Origin of the sequence: Sphingomonas glaciei (assembly GCF_023380025.1) — a bacterium.
Lineage (GTDB): Bacteria > Pseudomonadota > Alphaproteobacteria > Sphingomonadales > Sphingomonadaceae > Sphingomicrobium > Sphingomicrobium glaciei.
Genome location: NZ_CP097253.1, coordinates 1,273,595 through 1,295,166, shown reverse-complemented (window position 1 = coordinate 1,295,166; position 21,572 = coordinate 1,273,595). Strand labels below are relative to the sequence as shown.

Annotated in this window: 25 protein-coding genes and 1 other RNA gene; 12 read left to right on the top strand and 14 right to left on the bottom strand. The window is 67.6% G+C overall.

Features of this window, described 5'->3' with window-relative positions; translation table 11 throughout:
• The first annotated feature begins 25 nt into the window (after positions 1-25).
• On the top strand, positions 26-1,282 hold the full coding sequence (locus M1K48_RS06375) for a serine hydrolase domain-containing protein (RefSeq protein ID WP_249505004.1): 1,257 nt from the start codon (positions 26-28) through the stop codon (positions 1,280-1,282).
• A gap of 2 nt (positions 1,283-1,284) precedes the next feature.
• On the opposite strand, the gene M1K48_RS06370 is transcribed toward M1K48_RS06375, so the two are convergent.
• A complete protein-coding gene (locus M1K48_RS06370) occupies positions 1,285-1,506 on the bottom strand; it encodes a hypothetical protein (protein ID WP_249505003.1) in 222 nt (73 codons plus the stop codon).
• 100 nt (positions 1,507-1,606) lie between these two features.
• Between M1K48_RS06370 and M1K48_RS06365 the strand changes: the two genes are divergently transcribed.
• On the top strand, positions 1,607-2,122 hold the full coding sequence (locus M1K48_RS06365; RefSeq protein WP_249505002.1) for a hemerythrin domain-containing protein: 516 nt from the start codon (positions 1,607-1,609) through the stop codon (positions 2,120-2,122).
• 38 nt (positions 2,123-2,160) lie between these two features.
• Here M1K48_RS06365 and M1K48_RS06360 read toward each other — a convergent pair whose 3' ends face one another.
• Positions 2,161-2,403, bottom strand: a complete 243-nt coding sequence (locus tag M1K48_RS06360) for a glutaredoxin domain-containing protein (RefSeq protein WP_168070544.1) — start codon at positions 2,401-2,403, stop codon at positions 2,161-2,163.
• Between the two features lie 99 nt (positions 2,404-2,502).
• Here M1K48_RS06360 and M1K48_RS06355 point away from each other — a divergent pair, with 99 nt between their 5' ends.
• Complete coding sequence (locus tag M1K48_RS06355; RefSeq protein WP_249505001.1) at positions 2,503-4,167, top strand: DEAD/DEAH box helicase; 1,665 nt, start codon at positions 2,503-2,505, stop codon at positions 4,165-4,167.
• A gap of 3 nt (positions 4,168-4,170) precedes the next feature.
• On the opposite strand, the gene M1K48_RS06350 is transcribed toward M1K48_RS06355, so the two are convergent.
• Complete coding sequence (locus M1K48_RS06350) at positions 4,171-4,671, bottom strand: hypothetical protein (RefSeq protein ID WP_249505000.1); 501 nt, start codon at positions 4,669-4,671, stop codon at positions 4,171-4,173.
• A gap of 37 nt (positions 4,672-4,708) precedes the next feature.
• On the bottom strand, positions 4,709-7,024 hold the full coding sequence (locus M1K48_RS06345) for an ATP-dependent helicase (RefSeq protein WP_249504999.1): 2,316 nt from the start codon (positions 7,022-7,024) through the stop codon (positions 4,709-4,711).
• Between the two features lie 991 nt (positions 7,025-8,015).
• Here M1K48_RS06345 and M1K48_RS06340 point away from each other — a divergent pair.
• Positions 8,016-8,372 carry a DUF3140 domain-containing protein gene (locus tag M1K48_RS06340; RefSeq protein ID WP_249504998.1) on the top strand — a complete coding sequence of 119 codons (357 nt, stop codon included), beginning with the start codon at positions 8,016-8,018 and terminating at the stop codon, positions 8,370-8,372.
• Between the two features lie 80 nt (positions 8,373-8,452).
• A complete protein-coding gene (locus tag M1K48_RS06335; protein WP_249504997.1) occupies positions 8,453-9,325 on the top strand; it encodes an energy transducer TonB in 873 nt (290 codons plus the stop codon).
• Positions 9,326-9,378: 53 nt separating this feature from the next.
• Here M1K48_RS06335 and M1K48_RS06330 read toward each other — a convergent pair whose 3' ends face one another.
• Positions 9,379-9,828: a DUF3597 domain-containing protein gene (locus M1K48_RS06330; protein WP_249504996.1), complete on the bottom strand. Its 450-nt coding sequence runs from the start codon at positions 9,826-9,828 to the stop codon at positions 9,379-9,381.
• A gap of 4 nt (positions 9,829-9,832) precedes the next feature.
• Complete coding sequence (locus M1K48_RS06325) at positions 9,833-10,288, bottom strand: ferritin-like domain-containing protein (RefSeq protein ID WP_249504995.1); 456 nt, start codon at positions 10,286-10,288, stop codon at positions 9,833-9,835.
• Positions 10,289-10,424: 136 nt separating this feature from the next.
• Between M1K48_RS06325 and M1K48_RS06320 the strand changes: the two genes are divergently transcribed.
• Complete coding sequence (locus tag M1K48_RS06320) at positions 10,425-11,210, top strand: energy transducer TonB (RefSeq protein ID WP_249504994.1); 786 nt, start codon at positions 10,425-10,427, stop codon at positions 11,208-11,210.
• A 67-nt stretch (positions 11,211-11,277) separates the two neighbouring features.
• Positions 11,278-12,579, top strand: coding sequence for a dicarboxylate/amino acid:cation symporter (locus tag M1K48_RS06315; RefSeq protein WP_249504993.1), 1,302 nt, complete (start codon positions 11,278-11,280; stop codon positions 12,577-12,579).
• Here M1K48_RS06315 and M1K48_RS06310 read toward each other — a convergent pair.
• Both M1K48_RS06310 and M1K48_RS06305 read right to left on the bottom strand, forming a co-directional pair.
• Positions 12,576-13,325 carry a LytR/AlgR family response regulator transcription factor gene (locus M1K48_RS06310; RefSeq protein ID WP_249504992.1) on the bottom strand — a complete coding sequence of 250 codons (750 nt, stop codon included), beginning with the start codon at positions 13,323-13,325 and terminating at the stop codon, positions 12,576-12,578. The genes M1K48_RS06315 and M1K48_RS06310 overlap by 4 nt on opposite strands.
• Positions 13,318-14,562 (bottom strand): sensor histidine kinase, encoded by a 1,245-nt coding sequence (locus M1K48_RS06305; RefSeq protein ID WP_249504991.1) that lies wholly within the window; start codon positions 14,560-14,562, stop codon positions 13,318-13,320. Before M1K48_RS06305 ends, M1K48_RS06310 begins: the two co-directional genes overlap by 8 nt.
• On the opposite strand from M1K48_RS06305, the gene M1K48_RS06300 reads away from it, so the two are divergent.
• Together M1K48_RS06300 and M1K48_RS06295 are read left to right on the top strand one after the other, a co-directional pair.
• Positions 14,561-14,914, top strand: coding sequence for a hypothetical protein (locus tag M1K48_RS06300; protein WP_249504990.1), 354 nt, complete (start codon positions 14,561-14,563; stop codon positions 14,912-14,914). The two genes, M1K48_RS06305 and M1K48_RS06300, sit on opposite strands and share 2 nt — an antisense overlap.
• A 196-nt stretch (positions 14,915-15,110) precedes the next feature.
• A complete protein-coding gene (locus M1K48_RS06295; protein WP_249504989.1) occupies positions 15,111-15,662 on the top strand; it encodes a hypothetical protein in 552 nt (183 codons plus the stop codon).
• Between the two features lie 75 nt (positions 15,663-15,737).
• Here M1K48_RS06295 and M1K48_RS06290 read toward each other — a convergent pair whose 3' ends face one another.
• From M1K48_RS06290 to M1K48_RS06280, 3 genes are read right to left on the bottom strand one after another with little or no spacing between them, the layout of a single operon-like run.
• On the bottom strand, positions 15,738-16,220 hold the full coding sequence (locus M1K48_RS06290; protein WP_249504988.1) for a 5' nucleotidase, NT5C type: 483 nt from the start codon (positions 16,218-16,220) through the stop codon (positions 15,738-15,740).
• A complete protein-coding gene (locus M1K48_RS06285) occupies positions 16,217-16,573 on the bottom strand; it encodes a hypothetical protein (protein ID WP_249504987.1) in 357 nt (118 codons plus the stop codon). The genes M1K48_RS06290 and M1K48_RS06285 overlap by 4 nt, the downstream gene beginning before the upstream one ends.
• Before the next feature lie 11 nt (positions 16,574-16,584).
• Positions 16,585-17,967, bottom strand: coding sequence for a UDP-N-acetylmuramate--L-alanine ligase (locus M1K48_RS06280; protein WP_249504986.1), 1,383 nt, complete (start codon positions 17,965-17,967; stop codon positions 16,585-16,587).
• Positions 17,968-17,996: 29 nt separating this feature from the next.
• Between M1K48_RS06280 and M1K48_RS06275 the strand changes: the two genes are divergently transcribed.
• Positions 17,997-18,836, top strand: a complete 840-nt coding sequence (locus tag M1K48_RS06275; protein WP_319941208.1) for an LD-carboxypeptidase — start codon at positions 17,997-17,999, stop codon at positions 18,834-18,836.
• Between the two features lie 63 nt (positions 18,837-18,899).
• Positions 18,900-19,175, top strand: a complete 276-nt coding sequence (locus M1K48_RS06270; RefSeq protein ID WP_249504985.1) for an SWIB/MDM2 domain-containing protein — start codon at positions 18,900-18,902, stop codon at positions 19,173-19,175.
• A gap of 108 nt (positions 19,176-19,283) precedes the next feature.
• Here the strand turns inward: M1K48_RS06270 and M1K48_RS06265 are convergent, their stop codons facing one another.
• From M1K48_RS06265 to M1K48_RS06255, 3 genes are all read right to left on the bottom strand, one after another.
• Positions 19,284-19,991 (bottom strand): extensin-like domain-containing protein, encoded by a 708-nt coding sequence (locus tag M1K48_RS06265; RefSeq protein WP_249504984.1) that lies wholly within the window; start codon positions 19,989-19,991, stop codon positions 19,284-19,286.
• A gap of 27 nt (positions 19,992-20,018) precedes the next feature.
• Positions 20,019-20,654, bottom strand: coding sequence for an NUDIX hydrolase (locus tag M1K48_RS06260; protein WP_249504983.1), 636 nt, complete (start codon positions 20,652-20,654; stop codon positions 20,019-20,021).
• A gap of 93 nt (positions 20,655-20,747) precedes the next feature.
• The gene (locus tag M1K48_RS06255; protein WP_249504982.1) at positions 20,748-21,038 is read right to left on the bottom strand and encodes a hypothetical protein; all 291 of its coding nucleotides are present in this window, start codon (positions 21,036-21,038) and stop codon (positions 20,748-20,750) included.
• A 93-nt stretch (positions 21,039-21,131) separates the two neighbouring features.
• Here M1K48_RS06255 and ssrA point away from each other — a divergent pair.
• Positions 21,132-21,483, top strand: a transfer-messenger RNA (tmRNA) gene (ssrA, locus tag M1K48_RS06250).
• Positions 21,484-21,572 lie beyond the last annotated feature (89 nt).

Sequence of the window (21,572 nt, the reverse complement as noted above, 5' to 3'; positions counted from 1 at the left end):
CGCTGGCGCGGGCGCCGTCTTGCTGATGGGCGCCGCCATTGCCAGCATCCGGGTCGTCGAGCCCTTCGGAACAGCGCAAAGCCAGGCGGCCGACGTGCGCGCCGCAAGCCTGCGCCTGGCCAAGGTGCAGCCGACCGCGCGGCAGCGGATCGACTATGCCCGGCTCAACGCGCGGCTGAAGCGGCTGGCCGAGAAGCCGACGATGGTCGGGATGGCCGTCGGCATCGTCGAGAATGGCCGCATCACCTTCCTGTCGGGCTATGGCGAAACGCTGGAAGGATCGGGCGAGGAGGTCACCGCTGACACGGTGTTCCGCTGGGCCTCGGTCAGCAAGGGCGTCGCCGGGACGATGGTCGCCAAGCTGGCGGAGCAGGGCAAGATCCAGCTCGACGGGCCGGTGGTGAACTATGCCCCGGGACTGAAGCTTCCGGCCGGCAACGAATATCGGGCCAGCGTCACCGACGTGCTGAGCCACCGCCTCGGCCTTTACCGCAACGCGCTCGACAACAAGCTGGAGGAGGGTCAGTCGCCGCAGGTGCTGCGGGCGCAGCTGGGGACGCTGAACGCGATCTGCCCGCCCGACACCTGCTGGTCCTACCAGAACATCGCCTTCGACAGCGCCAGCGACATGGTCGCGCGGGCCACTGGCACCACCTATCAGGAAGCGGTGCGGCAGCAGTTGTTTGGACCGTTGGGCATGACCAGCGCGACGCTGACCCGCGAAGGGCTGGTCAGCGCCAAGAGCTGGGCGAGGCCGCACACGGTGGGCCGCCGGCCGCTCGAGGTGCTGGAGCCTTATTACCGGGTGCCGGCGGCGGGCGGGGTCAACAGCAACATCAAGGACATGTCGCTGTGGATGATCGCCCAGATGGGCGGCATGCCGGCGGTGCTCGACCAGGCGCTGCTCGACAAGGTCCATGCCCCGCTCGTCAAGACACCCGGCGAGCGGGCGCGTTTGCGCAAGTTCCTGGAGCGGGTCGGCGAGGCGACCTACGGCCTCGGCTGGCGCAATTACGATTATGCCGGGCGGCGGATCATCGGCCATCGCGGCGGGGTCAACGGCTATCGCTCGCTGATCCTGTTCGATCCTGCGCTGAAGAGCGGTGTGGTGGCGCTGTGGAACAGCAACACCAGCCAACCGGGCGGGCTGGAGTTCGAGGTGATGGACATGCTCCACGGGCTCGAGTTCCGGGACTGGATGGAGCTCGACAAGGTCGGCGGCCCACCGCCCGAACCGGCGAGCGAGGAAATCGCGACGGTCGGCAGCGGGGACCGGCGGTAGAGCTATTCGGCAGGTTGGCGCAGGCCGACGCGTCGTTCGACCGAGTGCAGTTCGGATTTCTGCTGGCGGCTTGCCAGCCAGCGCAGGCCCATGCCGCCGATCGACAGGGCCATGCCGGCGAGCAGTGCCGTCATGTGCCAACGTGGCTCGCCAGGACTGGGCCACGCCACGGCGCCAAGAAGCAGCACGCTGACGATGGAGATGAGATAACCGAGACCGCGCATCGCCTTCCTCGTGACAGTTTGATGACAGTGCCCGAGCGGAACAATCGTCACCGGCCCCCGGTTTCCCCAGCACGCTAATTCCTGCTGCTGGAGCTTACCCATGGCCGACACCGCCCCCGACGCGATCACCCTGCTCAAAGACGACCACCGCGCGGTCGAAGAGCTGTTCAAGGAATATGAGGATGCCGCGACGCCGGCGGCCAAGGCCAAGATCGCCGACAAGATCGCGGTCTCGCTGATCGTCCACACCCGGATCGAGAACGAGCATTTCTATCCGGCCTGCGAAGGAAAGGTCGACGAGGCAGACCTTAAGGAAGCCTATGTCGAGCATGACGCCGCTAACGTCCTGATCGCCGAGATCCTCGCCAGCCCCAAGGGCGACGATTTCGCCGAGGCCAAGGTCAAGGTGCTCAAGGAAGAGATCGAGCATCACGTCGGCGAGGAAGAGCGCTGGCTGACCGGCATCTTCAGCCAGGCCAAGCGCCACGGCGTCGACATGGACGCTCTGGGCGTCACGCTGGCGGAGGCCAAGGCGGGCTATGAAGCCGACATCGCCAAGAACGGTCCGGAAGTGCACCTGGCGGCGCTGAAGAAAACCAAGGTCGCGGCGGAATAAGGGTAGGTCGTCCCGGCGCGGGCCGGGACGACCCTTGGTCAGGCGTGGGCGACCAGGAACTTCTCCAGGTCGCTGCAGCCGCCGACCTTGACCCCGTCGACGGTGATCAGCGGCGTAGTCGATACGCCATGCTCGGCCTTGAACGCCTCGGTTTCTTCGCGGGTGGTGAGTTGATGCTCCTCGACCTCGAAGCCGTGGTCGCGCAGCAATTGGAGCGCGCGGCGTCCGAACGGGCATTCATGGTCGGGCAGGACCATCCGGGTGATCTGGGCGGTAGGCATGGCTTGGCAGTCTCCTTGGGGGACTAGGCAAGCGCCCGGATGAGGCCCCCGGTTCCACCCCGGTGGTCTTTCGCAACGATTCGGCCTATGGGCGGCGCCATGCTTCATGAACATCTTCCCGCGGCGCTCGGCCGAGCGCTCGAAACGCGCGGCTATGAAACTCTGACCGAAGTCCAGGACGCGGTCTCGACACCCGAGGCGGCCGGCCGCGACCTGCTGGTGTCCGCCCGCACCGGGTCGGGCAAGACCGTCGCCTTCGGCCTGGCCATGGCCGGCGACCTGCTGGGCGAGGCCGAGCGGCTGCCTTATTCGCTGGCGCCGATGGCGCTGGTCATCGCCCCGACCCGCGAGCTTGCGCTGCAGGTCTCGACCGAATTGCAATGGCTTTACCAGGATGCCGGCGGGCGGGTGCTGACCTGTGTCGGCGGGATGGACCCGGTCCGCGAGCGGCGTGCGCTGGAGAGCGGCACCCACATCGTGGTCGGCACGCCGGGCCGCCTGCGCGACCATCTGGAACGCGGTGCGCTCGACCTGTCGAGCCTCAAGGTCGTGGTGCTCGACGAGGCCGACGAGATGCTCGACATGGGCTTCCGCGAGGAGCTGGAGGAGATCCTAGACGGCGCGCCTGCCGAGCGACGCACCCTGCTGTTCTCCGCCACCCTGCCCAAGCCGATCGTTGCCCTGGCCCGCCGCTACCAACGCGACGCGCTCCGGATCAGCACGGTGGAGACCAGCGCCGGCCATGGCGACATCTCCTATCAGGCGGTGACCGTGCGCCCGACCGACGTCGAGCATGCGGTGGTCAACCTGCTCCGCTTCCACGAGGCCGAGACCGCGATCCTGTTCTGCGCGACGCGCGATGCGGTGCGCCGCCTGCACGGCAGCCTGTCGGAGCGCGGGTTCACCGCCGTCGCGCTGTCGGGCGAGCATAGCCAGGCCGATCGCAACCGTGCGCTGCAGGCGCTGCGCGACAAGCGCGCCCGCGTTCTGGTCGCGACCGACGTCGCCGCGCGCGGGATCGATCTGCCTTCGGTCAGCCTGGTCATCCACGTCGAGCTGCCGCGCGACGCCGAAGCGCTGCAGCACCGATCGGGCCGGACCGGCCGCGCCGGGCGCAAGGGCATTGCGATGCTGATCGTGCCCAACATGCGCCGCCGCCGGGTCGAATCGATGCTGCGCCTGGCGCGGATACCGGTCGAGTGGACCGCGGTGCCGACCGCCGACGACATCCGCGCCCGCGACCGCACGCGCTTGTTCGAGAAACTGCGCGAGCCGGGCGAGATTGACGAGGCTGACAAGGCTTTCGCCGCTGAGCTGCTGGCCGAGCTGGGGCCCGAGGGCGTCGCGGCGGCGCTGGTCAAGGCGCTCGCTTCCGACCTTCCCGCGCCCGAGGACCTGCTGGAAGGTCCGGGCGAGGATGGGCCGCGGCATGGCGGCTTCGAAGGCGCGGGCTGGTTCAAGATCAACGCCGGGCGGCGTCAGGGCGGCGATCCCAAGTGGCTGTTGCCGCTGATCTGCCGGATCGGCCACGTTCCGCGCAGCGAGATCGGCGCGATCAAGGTCGCGGCGACCGAAAGCTTCTTCGAGGTCAGCCCGCGCGCGGTGCAGACCTTCGTCAAGGCGCTGCGCAAGAATTCGCCGGCGATGGCGCAGGACGGCATCCTGGTCGAACCGAGCACCAGCCCTGACGAGCATCATGCAGGTGGCGGTGGCCCGCCGCGCCCGCGACTCGGACCACGCGGTCCGCGGCCGGAGCGCCGCTAGACCCTAGCTGGCAGCGAGCGCCTTCGCGAGTTCGGACTTAGTCATGGTCGAGCGGCCCCTGATGTCGCGCTTGCGGGCCTCGGCCATCAGCTCGGCCTTGGTCGGCTCGCCATGGCGGGCGGCTGCAGTCTTGCGAGCGACGTCGGTCGGCTGGGACGAGAATTGCTTGCCCTTGGCCGTGTCGGCATGCTTTTTGGCGGTGGTGCGCTTGTATTCGGTGTCAGTCAGCGCCTCGCGCGCCTTCTTGGGCAGGTAGCGCTCGCCAGTCTTGCCGCTTTGCTTGCCGGACTTGGTGCCCCACTCCTCGCGGGTCCATTCGGCGAGATGATTGTGCGGATCCTTGCCCCCTCGATAGCCGCCGCCGGCCTTCTTATATTCGGCGACCGTGAGCTGCGCCTTGCGGGCCGACCATTCGCCCTTGTCGCCGCCCTTGTCGCCGGCGGTGACGCGTTTCTTCACCTTCTCCCACAGGGCGGGGTCGGTTTTTTCGGCTGTCTCGGACATGCCGGTGACAACCGGGATGGCGCGGAACCGGTTCCGCTCAGCCGAGGCTGACGAAGCTGTCGAGCACCCGCTTGCGGCCGGCATGCTCGAAGTCGATCTCCAGCTTGTTGCCTTCGATCGCGGCGATCAGGCCGTAGCCGAACTTGCCGTGGAACACGCGCTGGCCGAGGCTGAGGTCGTCGCGGCCCTTGTTGCCGAGGCTGACCGCCGAGGCGCGCGCCTCGACGATCCGCTGCGGCACGGGGGTGAAGGTCTGGGCGGCGCGGCCGAAGCCCGGACCACGGGTGGCGAGGCGGTCGGGGCGCTGGGCGGCGACATGGGCGAAGGGATCGCCATTCTCGCTCCACTGCGCCCGCCACAGCGATTCGCCGCCGGTCATGGTGGTCTCTTCCTCGACATGCTCCTTGGGAAGCTCGGCGACGAAGCGGCTGGGGATGGACGAGGTCCACTGGCCGTAGATGCGGCGGTTGGCGGCGTGGAAGATGGTCGCCTTTTCGCGCGCGCGGGTGATCGCGACATAGGCCAGGCGGCGCTCTTCCTCGAGGGACGCGGTGCCGCCTTCGTCCAGCGCGCGCTGAGAGGGGAACACGCCTTCTTCCCACCCGGCGAGGTAGACAATCGGGAACTCCAGCCCCTTGGCGGCGTGGATGGTCATGATGGTGACCTTGTCGCCCGACTTGTCGGCGTCATTGTCCATCACCAGGCTGACATGTTCGAGGAAGGAGGGGAGGTTGTCGTATTCCTCCATCGCCCGGGTCAGCTCGGCGAGGTTCTCCAGTCGGCCGGCGGCCTCGGCGGTGCGCTCGGCCTGGAGCGCGGCGGTGTAGCCCGACTCGTCGAGCAGCTGGCGGGCGAGTTCGGCATGGGGCGGCGGGGCGCCGGGCGAGGGCGCCGCATCGGCGGCGGCGAGGTGCATCTGCCGCCAGCGCGCGAGATCTCCGACGAAGCGGCCGAGGCTGCGCTTGGCCTGCGGTGTCAGCTCGTCCGAATCGAGCATCTGCGCCGCCGCCAGCAGCAAGGGCAGGCCGGCGGCGCGGGCGTAGCGGTGGATGTTGGCGATCGCCTTGTCGCCGAGCCCGCGCTTGGGGGTGTTGACGATCCGTTCGAAGGCGAGGTCGTCGGACGGGCTCTGGACCAGGCGCAGATAGGCCAGCGCGTCGCGGATCTCGGCCCGCTCATAGAAGCGGAAGCCGCCGACGATCTGGTAGGGGAGGCCGATCGCAATGAAGCGCTCTTCGAACTCGCGGGTCTGGAACTGGGCGCGGACCAGGATGGCGATGTCGCTGAGACTGCCGCGGCGCTGATGCTGCTCGGCTTCCTCGCCGACGCGGCGGGCTTCCTCCGGGCCGTCCCAAACGCCGACGACCTTGACCTTCTCGCCCGTATCGATCTCGGTCCACAGGTCCTTGCCGAGGCGGCCCGAGTTATTGGCGATGAGGCCCGAGGCGGCGCCGAGGATGTGCGGGGTCGAGCGGTAATTCTGCTCGAGCCGAATCACCGCCGCGCCCGGGAAGTCGCGTTCGAAGCGGAGGATGTTGGCGACCTCGGCCCCGCGCCAAGAGTAGATCGACTGGTCGTCGTCACCGACGCAACACAGGTTGCGGCGCGGCTCGGCAAGCAGCTTCAGCCATTCGTACTGGACCGCGTTGGTATCCTGATATTCGTCGACCAGCAGATATTTGAAGCGGATGCGGTAGCGCTCCAGCACGTCCTCGTGGGTGCGGAAGATCACCAGCATGTGCAGCAGCAGGTCGCCGAAGTCGCAGGCATTCACCGCCTTCAGTCGGGCCTGATACTGCGCGTAGAGGTCGGCGCCGCGGCCGTTGGCGAAGGCCTCGGCCTCGCCCGCGTCGACCTGATCGGGGGTCAGGCCCTTGTTCTTCCAGCGGTCGATGCAGCCGGCCAATTGGCGCGCGGGCCAGCGCTTCTCGTCCAGCTCGGCGGCGACGATCAATTGCTTCATCAGGCGCAGCTGGTCGTCGGTGTCGAGGATGGTGAAATTGCTCTGCAGACCGACCAGCTCGGCGTGGATGCGCAGCATTTTGGCGGCGATCGAGTGGAAGGTACCGAGCCACGGCATCCCCTCGATCGCGCCGCCGCTGATCCGGCTGATCCGCTCGCGCATCTCGCGCGCGGCCTTGTTGGTGAAGGTCACCGACAGGATCTCGCTCGGCCACGCCTTGCGAGTCGCGATGAGGTGGGCGAGTCGCGCGGTCAGCGCGGCGGTCTTTCCGGTCCCGGCGCCGGCCAGCACCAGCACCGGGCCTTCGGTGGTCAGCACCGCCTCGCGCTGAGGAGCGTTGAGGCTGGCGAGATAGGCCGGCTCGGGCGACAGGGCAGCGGATTCGGACACGGATCAAGCAGTTAGGGCGAGGAGAACGGAACGGCAACAGCGTGGAGCGGGACGGCGGCGAAACGATTGCACCCGATATCCCCGTTATCCACAGCCATCGCGCTGTCGAATCCGCTTTGCGCGAATCAAAAAAAGAGTCATCTTTCAATGGTGATCGGGGGGCAACCGGCCCTCTCCTCCGAAGGACCCGCAAGGGTTTGACGGCAGGAAAGGAAAGGAACTTCCGATCTCCGCCGGCACGGCGACGAAGTGGAATTCGTCTGCGATGATCGGGCCTCCCCAGGATGCCCGGACGGAGCGGTCGAAGGATCTTCGAAGCGAAGCCGGCAAGAGGCGCCGGAAGAGGTGATCGTCTCGCCGCCGCAGGCCGGACCGTTCCGCAAGGGACAGTCAGGGCAGCGCGAAGGACCGATCATCCCAAGAAGGGCCGCGAACGGACGGTAGGTGGCCGACCGAAGCTGGAACTGGCTTGCCAGGACCGGGTGAGGAAGGCGGGTCCAGGACTGGACCGAAGCCTGGGCGGGATGCTTTCGCAAGAAAGTGGTCGCGTACAGGCGGAGGCGAGGACCGGGACCGCCGAAGCGGAACGGTGAAAGGGCAAGGGTCTTCGGACCGGAGCCGATGATCCGGGAAGCGACGGCAGAGCCGGATGGAAGCGAGTGGAGGCCGCAAGGCAATCCAGGAGCGGAGATCCGGGGAAGCAGCCCGGGAGACCGGGCAGCCGATCGAGACCGACGCGACGCCTGAGCGGGTGCGCAAGGATCGTGGAGGGCCAAAGCTCTTCCTTCGGGATGGAGCCTTCGGCACGAACCGAACACCGGCAATCCCCAGCTCGGCGCAGTGGGGCTCGGCAGCAATGCCGGGCCCCATTTCTGTTGTACGGGCCTGGCGTGCTTCCTGGATGCGGCGCGGCGCGCTGAAGCCGCCTTTGGGGCAGGTCCCGCAACCGCGACCGCCGATCCTCGTTCTTCGGGCAACGAGGAGAAACTTCATGGCCGACACCATCGACGCCGACGAGCGCACCGCCATCCGCAAGGAATTTAACGACGCCGTCAACATGACCCCTTCCGAGCTCGAGAAGTGGCTCGACACCGACGAAAGCAAGGAAGTCGGCTGGAAGGGCGAAGACGGCAAGGGCAGGGGCGAAAGCGTCGGCCACAAGTCGGGCAAGCGGATCGTCGACCTGTTGCGGACCAAGGTCACCGATCTCGATGCCGACGACCTGGCGCACATGAAGAAGGTCACCAGCTACGTCCATCGCCACCTCAAGCAGAAGCCGGCGCATTCCGACGGCTCGCGCTGGGAGGCCAGCCTCAAGAACTGGGGGCACGACCCGGCCAAGCACTGAGGCTTGTCTGGGAGCGTGACGGAGCTAGGCTGGGCCGTCGCGGGCGGCGTTCTGCCCTTGCGCGTGCGTGAGGGCGTTCGATGACCATGCTCCTGCTCGCCCTGCTCGGAGCTACCCAGCCCGCGCCGCTTATCCGGACTCAGGATGTCCCCGCCCCGACGGTCGCCCCCGGCATGGCCCCGCAGGTCGGCCTGAGCGGGTCGCGGGCACGCGCCAACCTTGCGAGCTATGTTACCTCGAGCGACTATCCGGCGGACGCCATTCGAGCGAGACAGGAAGGGACCACCTGGTTCAAGCTGACCATCGGCCCTGACGGGCGGATCACCGACTGTTTGATCGAGAAGTCGAGCGGGTCGGCGTCGCTCGACGCGGCGACCTGCCGGATCATGCGCAGCCGCGCGCGCTTCACGCCAGCCCTCGACAGTGCGCGCAAGCCGACCAGCGACACCATGTCGGCGCGGATCAGTTGGCGCTTGCCTCTGTCCCGACCGATTCCCGACCGGGTCACCACCGCCTTCACCCTCGCCGCCGACGGCAGCACGACCGATTGCCGCATGGAAGTAACCCTGAACGGGAATCCCGAGCGGCGTCTGTCGCCCGACTGCACCCACGCGCGCCCGAGCGGCCCGTATTTCGAGGCGATCAAACAGGAAGCCAAGGGTGTCGCCACGCAGGTCACGATCGAAATCCTGCTGATCCGCGACGCGGCGGCGCCTTGGCCGGTGCTGGATCAGCGGGGGCGGCGGGTGGTCTCGCGCGAGATGGCGCGCCTGCAGGTCGCTCCGGGCGGGCAGGTGGTGGGGTGCGCGGTGCTCGACCACCGGCCGCTCGCCGCACCGATGATGCGGGCCTGCTCGGTAGTGGGGTCGAGGGTCGGGCAGTATACGGCGGCAGGAGCGAGCGAGATGCGGATGGTGATCTACACCGCGCTGGCGGACACGGCGCCGCGCTGAACGGAAAAGGCCGGCGGGAGCTGCTTGCGCCCCCGCCGATCCCTTCCATCTTCTCAGTCGATAAAGCTGGCCGGCACCCGGCCGCCATTGGCAGCGAGCTGCTTCATGGTCGCCTTGTGGAGCCAGATGTTCATCTCGGCCGAGCCGTCGCGCTCGCCGGTATACCCCAGTTCCTGAGCGAGTTCCTTGCGGTTCTCGAGGCTGGAATCGATGCCCAGCAGCTTCATCAGGTCGACGATCGACGTCTTGTAGTTGAGGTCGGGATTGCCGCGATCGCGGCTGATCTGTGCCAGAACCTGCTCGACGTCGACTTCCTGCGTCACCGGGGCGGGCGCGGGTTGGGTCTGCGTGGTGCCTTGGCCGACCGGCTGACCCGCTTGCGGAGCCGGCTGCTGCTGGGCGGGCGGACCGCCGGCCATTCCGGCCGGGATGGTCGGGCGATTGCCCGGTCCCGGATCCTTGTGGCCGAAGATGGCGCCCTTGATCTTGTCGAAGATCCCCATGGCGTCAGGCCTCCAGGCCGTGCTTCAGGCTGCTGATCTGGTCGTGGCCCTGCCGCACCGACTGATAGGCGCGCTCGATGATCGAGCGGGTTTCCGGCGCGATGTCGGTAGCGTTGAGCGCCGCTTCGAACTTCTCCTTGAGATAGTCTTCGCCGCGCTCAACCTCGTTGATGATCGCCTTGTCGTCACGCCCGGTGACCGCGGCCTTGAGGTCGAGGAAACGCTGGTGGGTGGCGCCGAGGAAGCTGCCGTCGTCAGGCGCATTGCCGCCCAGGCGACGGATTTCGGCGCGAAGCTCTTCGGCGATGCGGCTGCGCTCGTCGGCGTTGCGGCGGAACAGCTCCTGGAACTTGGTGCCCTCGGCGTTCTGGGCCGCGTCGCGATAGCCGTTGACGCTATCGATGAGCGTGGTGGTGAGGGTTTCGAGCGTACCCACGCCCTTGTTGTCCGAACCGATCATTCTGCTTCTCCTTGCAGTGAAACGAATATTGCGGGCCAACGCAGGGCGGGCCCGACTAGTTCGGATCGGCTTGCGATATTTAAGGTAGGGTGAGGCCGGCTGTTGCCAGGCGGAGCGGCGCTGATAGTCTCCAGCCATGCGTTTCAGAGAACCTCTCGTCGCCCTTGCCCTGATCACGGCTTCGACGGAGGGCGCTTCTGCGCCGGTCACGCCGACCGCCAAGTGGGTGGTCGATTTTGCCGATGCGCGATGCGTGGCGTCGCGGGAATACGGTGCGTCGCAACTCTTTCTCAAGGCTTCGCCACTCGGTGACGTCGTCCAGTTCGGAATCATCGAGCCAGGCACTGCTGGTCCTCCCACGCAAGTGGTTGCGCAGGTCAGCCCGGACGCCGGCCCTGCGTTCGAAGGAACTGCCCTATTCTGGGCGACCACTCGCAAACCTCCGCAACGCATCCGCATGATCAATATGTCAGTGGCCGACTTTCAGCGGCTTTCCGGGTCTCCGTCGCTGTCGTTCAGGATCGGCGCCCTGAAGCGGGACTATGCTATCCCGGAAATGCCGGCGCTGGCCAAAGTCATGAAGACCTGTGTCGACGACCTGCAAAAGGTGTGGAGCCCGCCGGCGGATGGTGTGGGAAGCCGCGCCACCGCAAATCTCGCCACCTATGTCACGGACGATGATTATCCGGCCGACGCCATCCGCAATGCGCTGTCCGGAACGACCGCGTTCGCGTTGCTGATCGACGAGAGTGGCAGGATCGCCGACTGCACCGTCACCGCGACCAGCGGACAGGCCAGCCTGGATACGCAGACCTGCGCGCTGATTTCGCGGCGAGCGCGCTTCGTTCCTGCCAAGGATGCGAAGGGTAAGCCGGCCAAGGACCGGGTTACTGCCCGTATCCGCTGGCAAATGGCCAACTGACGGCACTTGCACGCCGGCCGCGCTTCGCTAGGCAGAGCCCGCGTGCTCGCGCCTGGAGTTTGCCTTGATGACTGACGCAACCGCTGCGCCTGCCGAGCGCTCTTCCGGCCTCGGCGGCAAGAGTGCGCTGCTGCTGATGGCGGCACTGATCGTCGGGCTGGCCCTCGGCATCGTCGCCGCGGGAATGGGCGAGGGGATCAAGGGGCCGACCGTCTATGTCGCCGACCTGATCGGCGGTCTGTGGTTCAACGCGCTCAAGATGACCGTCATCCCGCTGATCATCGCCTTGCTGGTGATCGGCGTCGTCAGTGGGTCGGATGCCGCGCGGGCCGGCGGCCTGGCGACCAAGGCGGTGCTGTGGTTCGGCGGCTTCTACGTCTTCTCGGCGGTGTTCGGGGCAGTCATGACGCCGGCCCTGCTGGCGCTGTGGCCGTTGCCGGAGGCGGCAGCAGAAGCGCTTCGCAATGGCCTGGCCGGGGTCGACCAGAGCGCCACCCAAGTTACGGTGCCGGCGATCGGCGACTTCTTCAAGAATCTGGTGCCCGGCAATCCGGTTGCGGCCGCCGCCGAGGACCAGATCCTTCCGCTGGTCATCTTCACCGCCCTGTTTGCCTTCGCGCTGGCTCGGCTGAGCGCGGAGCGGCGCGCACCGGCGCTGGGCTTCTTCGAAGCGGTCGGCGACGCGATGCTGCTGGTGATCGGCTGGGTGCTCGCGCTGGCGCCGATCGGTGTGTTCGCGCTCGCCTTCTCGTTCGGCGCGGGGGCCGGTGCCACCTCGCTGGGCGCGATCGCCCATTATGTGATCATCATCTCGGCGCTGGGCCTGATCCTGACCGCGGCCGGCTTCCTGATCGCGATCTTCGTTGCCCGATTTGCGCCGGGCGCCTTCCTGCGGGCGATCAGCGGGCCGTCGGCGGTGGCCCTGGCGACGCGGTCGAGCCTCGCCTCGCTGCCCGCCATGCTGACCGCGGCAGATGCCCTCGGGGTCCGCCGCCGGGATGCCGACGTCGCCCTGCCGCTGGCCGTCGCGCTGTTCCGCGCCACCGGGCCGGCGATGAATATCGGGGTGGCCCTGTATGTCGCGCACTGGCTGGGGGTGCAGATCACTCCGGCGGGCTATGCCGGGGGTATTGCTGTGGCTGCGCTTGCCTCGATCGGTGCGGTCAGCCTGCCGGGGCAGGTCAGCTTCGTCACCTCGATCGCGCCGATCAGCGTCGCCCTGGGCGTGCCTATCGAGCCGCTGGCGCTGCTGCTGGCGCTGGAAACCATTCCCGACACCTTCCGCACGCTGGGCAACGTCGTGCTCGATGTAGCGGTGACCGGGGTGGTGTCGGAGCGCGGGGACGAAGCCGAAGAGCTAGCGGCCTAGCGTCCGGCAATTTCTCGTACGCAATCGGCGTAAAGGCGGCCGACCGGCTGTTCGGTGCCGTCCGCCAGCCGCGCGATCCAGCGTCCCGACGCGTTGCGCTGGAAACCGCTGATGAAGTCGCGGCGGACAATGGCGGAGCGGTGGAGGCGGACAAACAGTGCCGGCTCCAGCCCCTCCTCGAGCGCGGCCATGCTGTGGTGGATCAGCCAGCTGCGGCTGCCGACGTGAAGCCGCATATAGTCGCGCTCGGCCGAGATACGGTCGATGTCGATCGCGCGGATCCGGACCAGGCCGCTGAGGTCTGAGGCCCAGAATTCCTCGAGATAGCTGCCCGGCGGCGGCGCGGCCTCCTCGCCGCCGGCATCGCGGCGGCTGAGATAGGCGCGGGCGCGTTCGAGGGCTCGCTCGAGCCGCTGGGGATCGACCGGCTTGACCAGATAGTCGACCGCTTCGACCTCGAACGCGGACACCGCGAACTGGTCGAAGGCGGTGACAAAGATCACTGCCGGGCGACCGGCCGAGCGGCCGAGTTCGCGGGCGACGTCGATCCCGTCCATGCCGGGCATGGCGATGTCGAGGAGCAGGAGGTCGGGGCGAAGGGCTTCGGCCATCCGGCACGCGGCCTCGCCGTCGCTGGCGGTGCCGACGAGGTCGATCCCGCCCAGCCGTGCCAGCAACAACTGCAGCCGCTCGGTGGCGAGCGGTTCGTCGTCGACGACCAGGGTCTTCAGAAGCAAATCATCCATCGGTGCGGCTCGTCGGGAGGGTCAAGGCAACGCGGTAGCCGCCGCCGTCAAGCGGTCCATGCTCGACCCCTGCAGCGCGTCCGAACCGGGCGCTGAGACGCTGGGCGACGTTGGCGAGGCCGACCTTGGTTCCGGCCGGCGGCACCGGCTTACGCGGGGATTTCAGCACCGTGCCGCCGAAGTTGCTGATCTCGATCCGCAGCCGGCCGGGAAGGGGCTCTTCGGCCGCGATGCGCAGGGTGACCTTGTCGCGGGTCTTGCCGAGGCCATACTTGATCGCATTCTCGACAATCGGCTGAAGGATCAGCGCCGGCAATCGGGCCGAGGCGAGGGCCTCGGGAACGTCGATCTCGACCTTGAGGCGGCGGGGGAAGCGAACCTGCTCGATATCGAGGTAGAGCCGCTGCAGGTCGATCTCCTCGGCCAGGCTGACGTCGGCGGTGGGGTCGAGCGACAGGCTGGACCGGAAGAACGTCGACAGCTTGAGGATCATCTCCTCGGCCTCTTCCGGGCGGCCGGTCATCACAAGGCTCGACAGGCTATTGAGCGTGTTGAACAGGAAGTGCGGATTGACCTGGTAGCGCAGCGCCCGGACCTGGGCGACCTGCGCCGCGCTCTCGGCGGCGGCGGCGCGCTTCTGGAGGTCGAGCGCCTGGCGCTGGCTGACCGCGGCAAGATAGACGGCGGACCAGGCGGCGAAGAAGAACAGCCAGACGACGGCGGTGTCGGCGGCGACCCGGAACTGGTCGCGATGCTTGAGGTCCTTGAGCTTGGGCATGGTGACCACCACCGGGTCGGCGGCATTGCGTTCGATCCGGACCTGGTCGCCCTTTTGGATCACGACAAAGCCTTCGCGGGCCTGGAAGCGGAATTCCTCGCGGCTGGTCTTGAGTTGGCTTTCGCTGAGCACCAGCGCGGTGGCCAGTGCGGTGGATGTCACGACGCAGCCGATGGCCGCGATCACTGCCTTGCGCTGCATCGAGCGGCCGCGCGCGAAGGTGGCGATGGCGCCGTAGAGGAGGGCGGTCAGCAGGACGCCGAGTGTCAGCGTCAGGACCTTGTTGACGAGAATGGTGCCGGGATCGTCGCCAAGGAAGGCGCGGGCGACGACGGTGACGCTGTAGATGGCCCAAAAGCCGAGGATCGTCGTCATCGCCAGCTGCCAGTCGGCAAAGCGGCGCGGAGCCAGCGCGCTGCTGCCGAGCACGAGCCGGTCGCTGCTGAGAGGCATGTTCATGCGCGGCATCGTGCCGGGCGCCGACCCGCCGCGCAAGCGTGCCGTCACCGGTTGCCGAACAGCGGCGGCCATTGGTCGAAGCGGAACGCCGGTGGCAGCGAAAACGTTGTGTTGGCGAAAGGATGATCGAATGAGCGAAGTGAGGGGTAAGGATACGCCGCCGGCCGTGCATATTGCCGACCCGGATGGTGACCTGGAGAAGAAACTGCGCCGCGATCCGGGCAACGACGATGCCAAGGTCGACGTCGGCAGCGATGAATCGATGGATGCGTCGGACCCGCCGTCGAGTTCGCAGCCGGGCTGCAGCGACGAGCCGGTTCCGTCGAGCGGATTTCCTGCCACGGATCGCTGAATTGACCGTCAAGGTGAGTTGATCACCCCGTTGCACGATTGCGACAGCCGCGAGTGATCTCGCGGCTGTTCTATTAAGCACGTGCAATCCCCGTCCGATCCGGTTTGAATATGAACCGAGGTTGGGCCGATGGTTAAGCACTTCGCAACGCTTGCATCGGCATATCTACCAGCCCGAGTGTGAGGAGCCTGGTGTCATGACGACGCGTTCGACGCAGCCTGCCGGTGGAGCGTTGCTGCTGAGCGAGATGAAGGAGTTCGCAGGGTTCCCTAAGGCGACCCAGCGCTACCTTCGCCGTAGTCTCGACATCGCCTTCGGCCGCCGCGACGCGCTCGAATGCTGGGCCCGCGACGAAGGCGAGGCCGCCTCGATCCGTGCCCAGGGCCGGCTCTACAAGCAGCTCGACGCACTGAGGATGCAGGTGCCCGACGACAGCGGGCTGGACACCATCGATCCCTTCATGGGCGTGCTGATCACGCTTACCGCGTTCGACCTTGGCCAGGATCGCATTCCCAATTTCGCGGCGTTCCGCTTCCTGTACGAGCGGCTGCTCGGTGCAAGTGCCCGGCCGTGGCTTCCGGCGGCGTTCTGCGCTGCTTCGGCGCTGCCGCACCTCCACCCCGATCGCCGCCGCCTGCTGCTGCAGTCGATCAGCGAAAGCGCCGCCACTGCGCCCGGCTGGTCGAACCGCGAACCGGTGTTCTGGCCGGAGTGGGTCGAGAAGGTCGACATGGCGGACGCGGCCTGAGGCCTTTTGTCGCCCCGGCGCAGGCGGGGGTTCCTCTTCCAGCCGCCTGAGGTCCCGGCCTGCGCCGGTACGACGTCAGGCTTTTACGCTCGGATAGATCTCCGCCAGCTGCGCGATGCTGTCGCGAGCGTTGGTGTGGAGGATGTAGATCCCGCCCGCGCCCTGCCACGCCGCCATGTGGCGCTCGCTGTCGTCGACCAGCACGTCGGGGCCGTCCATGTGGCGGTGCTTGTCGCGGGCCATGCAGGTGATGATCGGCACGCCGGGGAAATGGGTCGCCGCCCATTGTTCCTTCTGTGGGGCGGCCCATTTGCCGATTGGCAGGCCGGTGAGGATTGTGGGGTTGAGATGCCGCACGGCGTCGAACAGCTCGTCGGCGTCGGCCATCTTGGGCAGGGCGGCATAGAAATCACCGGCGCGCGCGAGCCGCTTCCAGAATTCGCCCTTGCCGCGCTGCGCCTCGAAGGTTTTTGCATCGGTGCCAAGCAGGCGGCGCACCCCGGCGTCGAAGTCCGCCAGCACCCCGTCACAGTCGAGGAACAGCCTCGGGTCGCTCACCGGAGCCGGGCCGGGCTGAGGGTGATCGGCACCGGATGGTCGAGTTCCTTCCAGCCGCGCTCCTTCAGCACATCGTTGCTTTCGCGCGCCTTGCGGCCGGGCTCGAGCGACCAGGTGATGTGATAGGTCGAGCCGTCGGGGCGGTCGACGCTGCCGTCGATGGTCACCACCAATGCCTCGACTCCGCTGTCGTCATCAGTGCGCCCGACGATCGCGGCCTTGACGGCATGCGGAGGCTCGCTTCCCCTGACGTCGAGGGTGACGTGATCGGCCACCACCTCCGCATAGCGCGGCGGGTGGTCGCGAAGCAGTGTGTCGCGCTCGCCGCGATCGAGGGTCCAGCCATTGGTCATGGCAGGGTCAATCAGCCGCGCGCGTCGAGGTTCCCGACCAGCTCGGCCGCAAACTCGGTCAGCGTGTCGTCGCGCGCGCCAAGGATGGCGATCGTGTCGCCCGGCGCGGCAAGCGCGAGGAGGCGCGCGGCAATGGCGGGGCGTTCGGGCAGATGCTCGGCCCGACCGCCTTGGGCGCGGACCGCCTCGACCAGCCATTCGGACCCGCGCGAGCGATCCACCGTGCCGCCCTGGTAGACCGGGTCGGAGAGGATCAGCACGTCGTCCGCCCGCAGGCCGCGCGCAAAGGTCGCGGCCAGCTCGTCGCCCATCTTGGCCAGCGGGCCGTAGCCGTGGGGCTGGAACATCACGATCAGGCGTCCGGACCGCGCGGTCAGGGTGGCCAGCGTGGCGGCGATCTTGTCCGGATTGTGCGCGAAGTCGTCGATCACCGTGACGCTTCCGGCAGTGCCGACCGTCTCGAGCCGGCGCTTCAGCCCTTGGAAGCTGCCGAGCGCCTCGGCGGCCTCGACCAGCGGCACGCCGAGTGCATGAACGGCGGCAATTGCGGCGAGCGAATTGCCGGCGTTGTGCCGGCCGGGCAGGGGGAGGCGCACCTCGGCCGAGGTCTCGCCGACCGTGACGGTGAAGCGGCTGCCCTCGTCGCTTAGCATCAGGCCCGAACCGCGTACCGCGGCCTCCTGCTCGAACGCGAAGCCGGTCGTGCCGGCAGGAGCAAGTGTTCGGCTTTCCTCGTCGTCGAGATTGACCACCGCCGTGCCCGCCGCCGCGAGGAAGCCGCCAAACAGCGTGCGCAGCTCGTCCATTTCCTTGTGGTCGAGCGAGACGTTGTTCAGCACGGCCACTTGCGGGCGGTAGAGCGCGATCGAGCCGTCGCTTTCGTCGACCTCGCTGACGAACAGCTCGGGATCGCCGACCAGCGCGCTGGCGAAGGGGGCTTCGGGCGAGACGAAATTCTTCATCACCGCGCCATTCATCACCGTCGGCTTGCGGCCCGCGTGGTGGAGAATCCAGCCGATCATGCCGGTCACGGTCGACTTGCCCGAGGTCCCGCCGACCGCGACGCTGACCGAGGCGGCGTTGAGCAGCTCGGCGAGGAGCTGCGGACGGGTGAGGTGGGGGAGGCCAAGCTCGCGGGCGCGAACCACGTCGGGGATGGTCGGCTCGACCGCGGCCGAGGTGACCAGGGTCATCCCCGGCTGCAGCCCGCTGCCGTCCTGCGGGAAGAGGGCGATGCCGGCCTTGCGGAGGAAGGCGAACTTGGGCCCGAGGCGCCCGGCGTCGAGCGCGCGGTCGGAGCCGGCGACCGCGCCGCCGCGGGCCCGGACGATGCAGGCCAGGGGGAGCATGCCGCTGCCCCCGACCCCGCAGAAGAAGGTGCTGGAAGAGATCATGGCGCTGCCCCTATTGAGGCGGCGGGCAGGTGGCAATCGGAGGAACCATGCGGATCGGAGTGGTGGCGCCAAGCTGCCCGTTGAAGGTCGAGGCGGCGGAGCGGGTCCAGGCGCTGGCGGCACAGGTCGGCGCGAGCCTCGTTATCCACCCCCAATGCTTCCTGGAGGACGGCCATTTCGCCGGGCCGGACGAGGTGCGGCTGGGCGCGCTGCGCGAGATGCTGGCCGATCCGGAGATCGATGCCGTCTGGTTCGCCCGCGGCGGCTACGGCTCCAATCGGATCGCGGCCGAGGTTTTGCGCGACTTGCCGGAAGGCGCGCGATGGAAGCGGGTGGTCGGATACAGTGACGGCGGGTTCCTGCTGGCGGCGCTGCACAAGGCCGGGCTTGCGGTGGCGCACGGGCCGATGGTCCAGGACGTGCTTCGCAAGGACGGCGAGGAGGCGGTGCTGCGCACGCTGCGCTGGCTCGCCAGGAATGATTTCGCCGGGGTCGAGCCGGGCCTCGACGGACCCGCCTTCGCCTTCAACCTGGTGGTGCTGTCGAGCCTGATGGGAACCGATCTCGAGCCCGACTTCAGCGGGGCCGAGATGCTGATCGAGGAAGTGGACGAGGAGCTGTACCGGATCGACCGCTTCCTGTTTCACGTCAGCAGCCAACCGGGGTTCGGCAAGGTGCGACAGCTGCGTCTCGGGCGGTGCAAGCTCAAGGACAATGACCGGCCGTTCGGGGCAGAACTGGAAGCGGTCGCGCGGCACTGGTGCGAGCGATCGGGGGTGCCCTACGGGGGCCGCGCCGATATCGGTCACGATAGCGGCAATCGGATCGTGCCCTTCCCCCTGCGGAACAGTGGCGGCGCTCACTCGTAGCAGCCTCTTGCAGAGGGGCGCGCTTTGCGCTCTATCTCCAAACCGAACCAACAGGAGGGCCGTATGGCAAAGGAAGCGAGCGGGACAGCACGTAAGGCAGGGGGCGGTCTTGCGCGACCCGTTCAACCTTCGCCAGATCTGGCGGAGATCGTCGGCAAGGATCCGCTGCCGCGCAGCGAAGTCGTGTCGAAGGTGTGGGACCATATTCGCAAGAACAACCTGCAGAATCCTGAGAACAAGCGCGAAATCGTTGCTGACGACAAGCTGAAGAAAATCTTCGGCAAGGATCGCTGCACCATGTTCGAGATGAACAAGCACCTGTCCAAGCATCTGTCGTAAGCGCGTCGCCAGGACGCTGCTGCTGACGAAGGGCTCGCCGTGAGGCGGGCCCTTTTTCGTTGGGACGATTCAGTCCTCAAAATGGATTGATTCGCCGGGTGGCCGATCCTATCGGCAGGCGCGCCAGCCGGCCCGGCCGCGATCGGCGGTGTCGAAGTGCAGGTGGTCGCGGTGCGCCTCGTTATAGTCGGGCGAGAGGACGGTGCTGAACACCGGGCAGGCGGCGTCGCGGACGGCGCGCAGGAAGGCGGCGTCGGCCGGCGCGCCGTTCCAGTCGCGCAGCAGCGAGATCCGGCGTCCGTCGGCCAGTTCGAACTCCAGGATGTCGACCGCGTCTGCAGTGGCATGTTCGCTGAACGGCCCGTCGCCGCGATTGTAGAGCCGCCGGCACGAATAGCTTCCGGCGTGGACGAAGCGGCTCACCCCGGTCCCGAGCAGCCGTAGCGCTTCGGCCTGCACCTGCCGTTCCCACACCCCTAAGGCCGCCGCGACCGGGCAACTGGTGATGAGCCCGCCGGGGCTGGGGGCGATGCCGAGCGAGACTCGGGTTCCGTCCTCGTAACCGCAGCTTTCGCCTTCGGAACGAGATGGAGCGGGACGACTTTGGTTACCAGCGGCGGCGAGCAGGGCGCGGCAGCGCGGTGCATCCTCGCCCAGTTCGGCGATCTTGGCGGCGGTGAACCGGCCGGGCGGTGCGGCAAGGTCGAGTTCGGCCCAGGGCAGGTCCTGCGAATGACTGCGCATCAGGGCGAGCCCTTCGATGATCAGCACGGCAAGGACGGTGAAGGCAAGGAAGATCCGGATCGCGCTGCGCATTGCCGGCACCAACGCGCTTGGGGCGGATCAGGCCCGCATCGCGCGGTCCAGCCTTTCGGCCGTAACCGGATAGCCGAGGTGGTCGGGGATGACGAGGAAAGGGGTTCCCTCGCGCTCCTCGATCCAGGGGCTGATCACCTCGACCGGATGCGCCTCGGCATGGTCGCGGATCTCGCCGAAGGTGGCGAATTGCGCGAGCCGTTCGAGATTGCGGATCGTTGGGAAGATGGCGCTGGCCCGAGCGGCGGCGATCTCGTCCAGCATCGCCGCGGCGGATATCCACAGCGCGCGCTCGCACTCGCCGGGCTGAGGAAGCAGGGGCCCGGCGTCGGGCGGGCAGGGGGCGATGAAGAAAAAGGTGTCGAAGCGGCGGTGGCGGACATTGTCGGGCCGCCAGCGCGCAAATGGCAGCAGGCTGCCGGGCGTGACCCGGAGCCCGGTCTCCTCGGCCGTTTCGCGCACGGCGGCGCGGGCGGCGGCCTGGTCCAGCGAATCGGCGTCGTGCCAGTCGCTATGGTCGATCCGCCCGCCGGGAAACACCATCGCCCCGCCGGCAAAGGCCATGGTCCGCGGCCTCTCCACCATCAGCAGTTCGGGCGGGCCGACCGCGACCTCGCGGATCACCACCAGGGTCGCCGCGGGAATGGCTGGGTTGTCGGTCATGCCCCGGCATGATGAGGGGCGGGCGGGCAAAAGAAAAGGCCGGCCTCCCGCAAGGGGAGACCGGCCCGTCCCAATCGCTACGAAAGCGATTGATTACATCGCGTTGACGGCAGCAGCCGCACCGGCGCCGTTGGCGGCGTTGACGTCGGCGTCGTCGATGGCGTCTTCCTTGCGATCGCCCTCGGCTTCAAGCGCATCGGCCTGGTTCTCGAGGGTCGCGGCCTCAGCCGGAGTCGCGGCGTTGTCGGCAGCGGCTTCCAGGTTGTCGGCAGCGGCTTCGTAGTTGTCGTTGACGTTGTCGCCGAGCGAATCGTCACCCTTGCCGCCGCAAGCGGCGAGAGCGAGGCTGGCGGCGCCGACGAGCGCGAAAGAAAGCTTCTTCATAGTGGTACTCCCCTTGTGGTTCTTGTGACCCGCGGTTCTCTACCCGCTTGAGGGCGCCCAACGCCAGCCTATTCCTTTCGGTTCCGTCACGCATCACTTGGAATGCATCCGGCAAGCGCCTACATTGGCGGTGCCGGGCAACCGGCTATGCTGGTAGAGTGTAGGTAGAAATAAGCGTTTCGGACCCGGGGGGCAGTACCCCGGCGCCTCCACCACCGGGATCGCGGCCAAGCGCCAGCGGTCTCGCTGATGGGGGCGAAACAGGATCGACGAGCGTAGTAAAGTGCTTGCTGCCAGCGGGCTTGGACAGGCCCTAAAACCGTCATTCTCACAAGTGCCAACGATAACGAGGCGCTCGCGATTGCTGCGTAACTGACGGCCTAACGGTCAGACGTTACAAAGCTTAAGCGCGGTTGGACCGAACCGGGCAACAGAATCGGATTCCAGCGGTACGGGAGGCACCGGGCAACAGAAGCCTCCCACCTTTTCTTTGCAGTCGCGCCGTGCCAGCTTCTCGCCATCATCTGGGGGAAT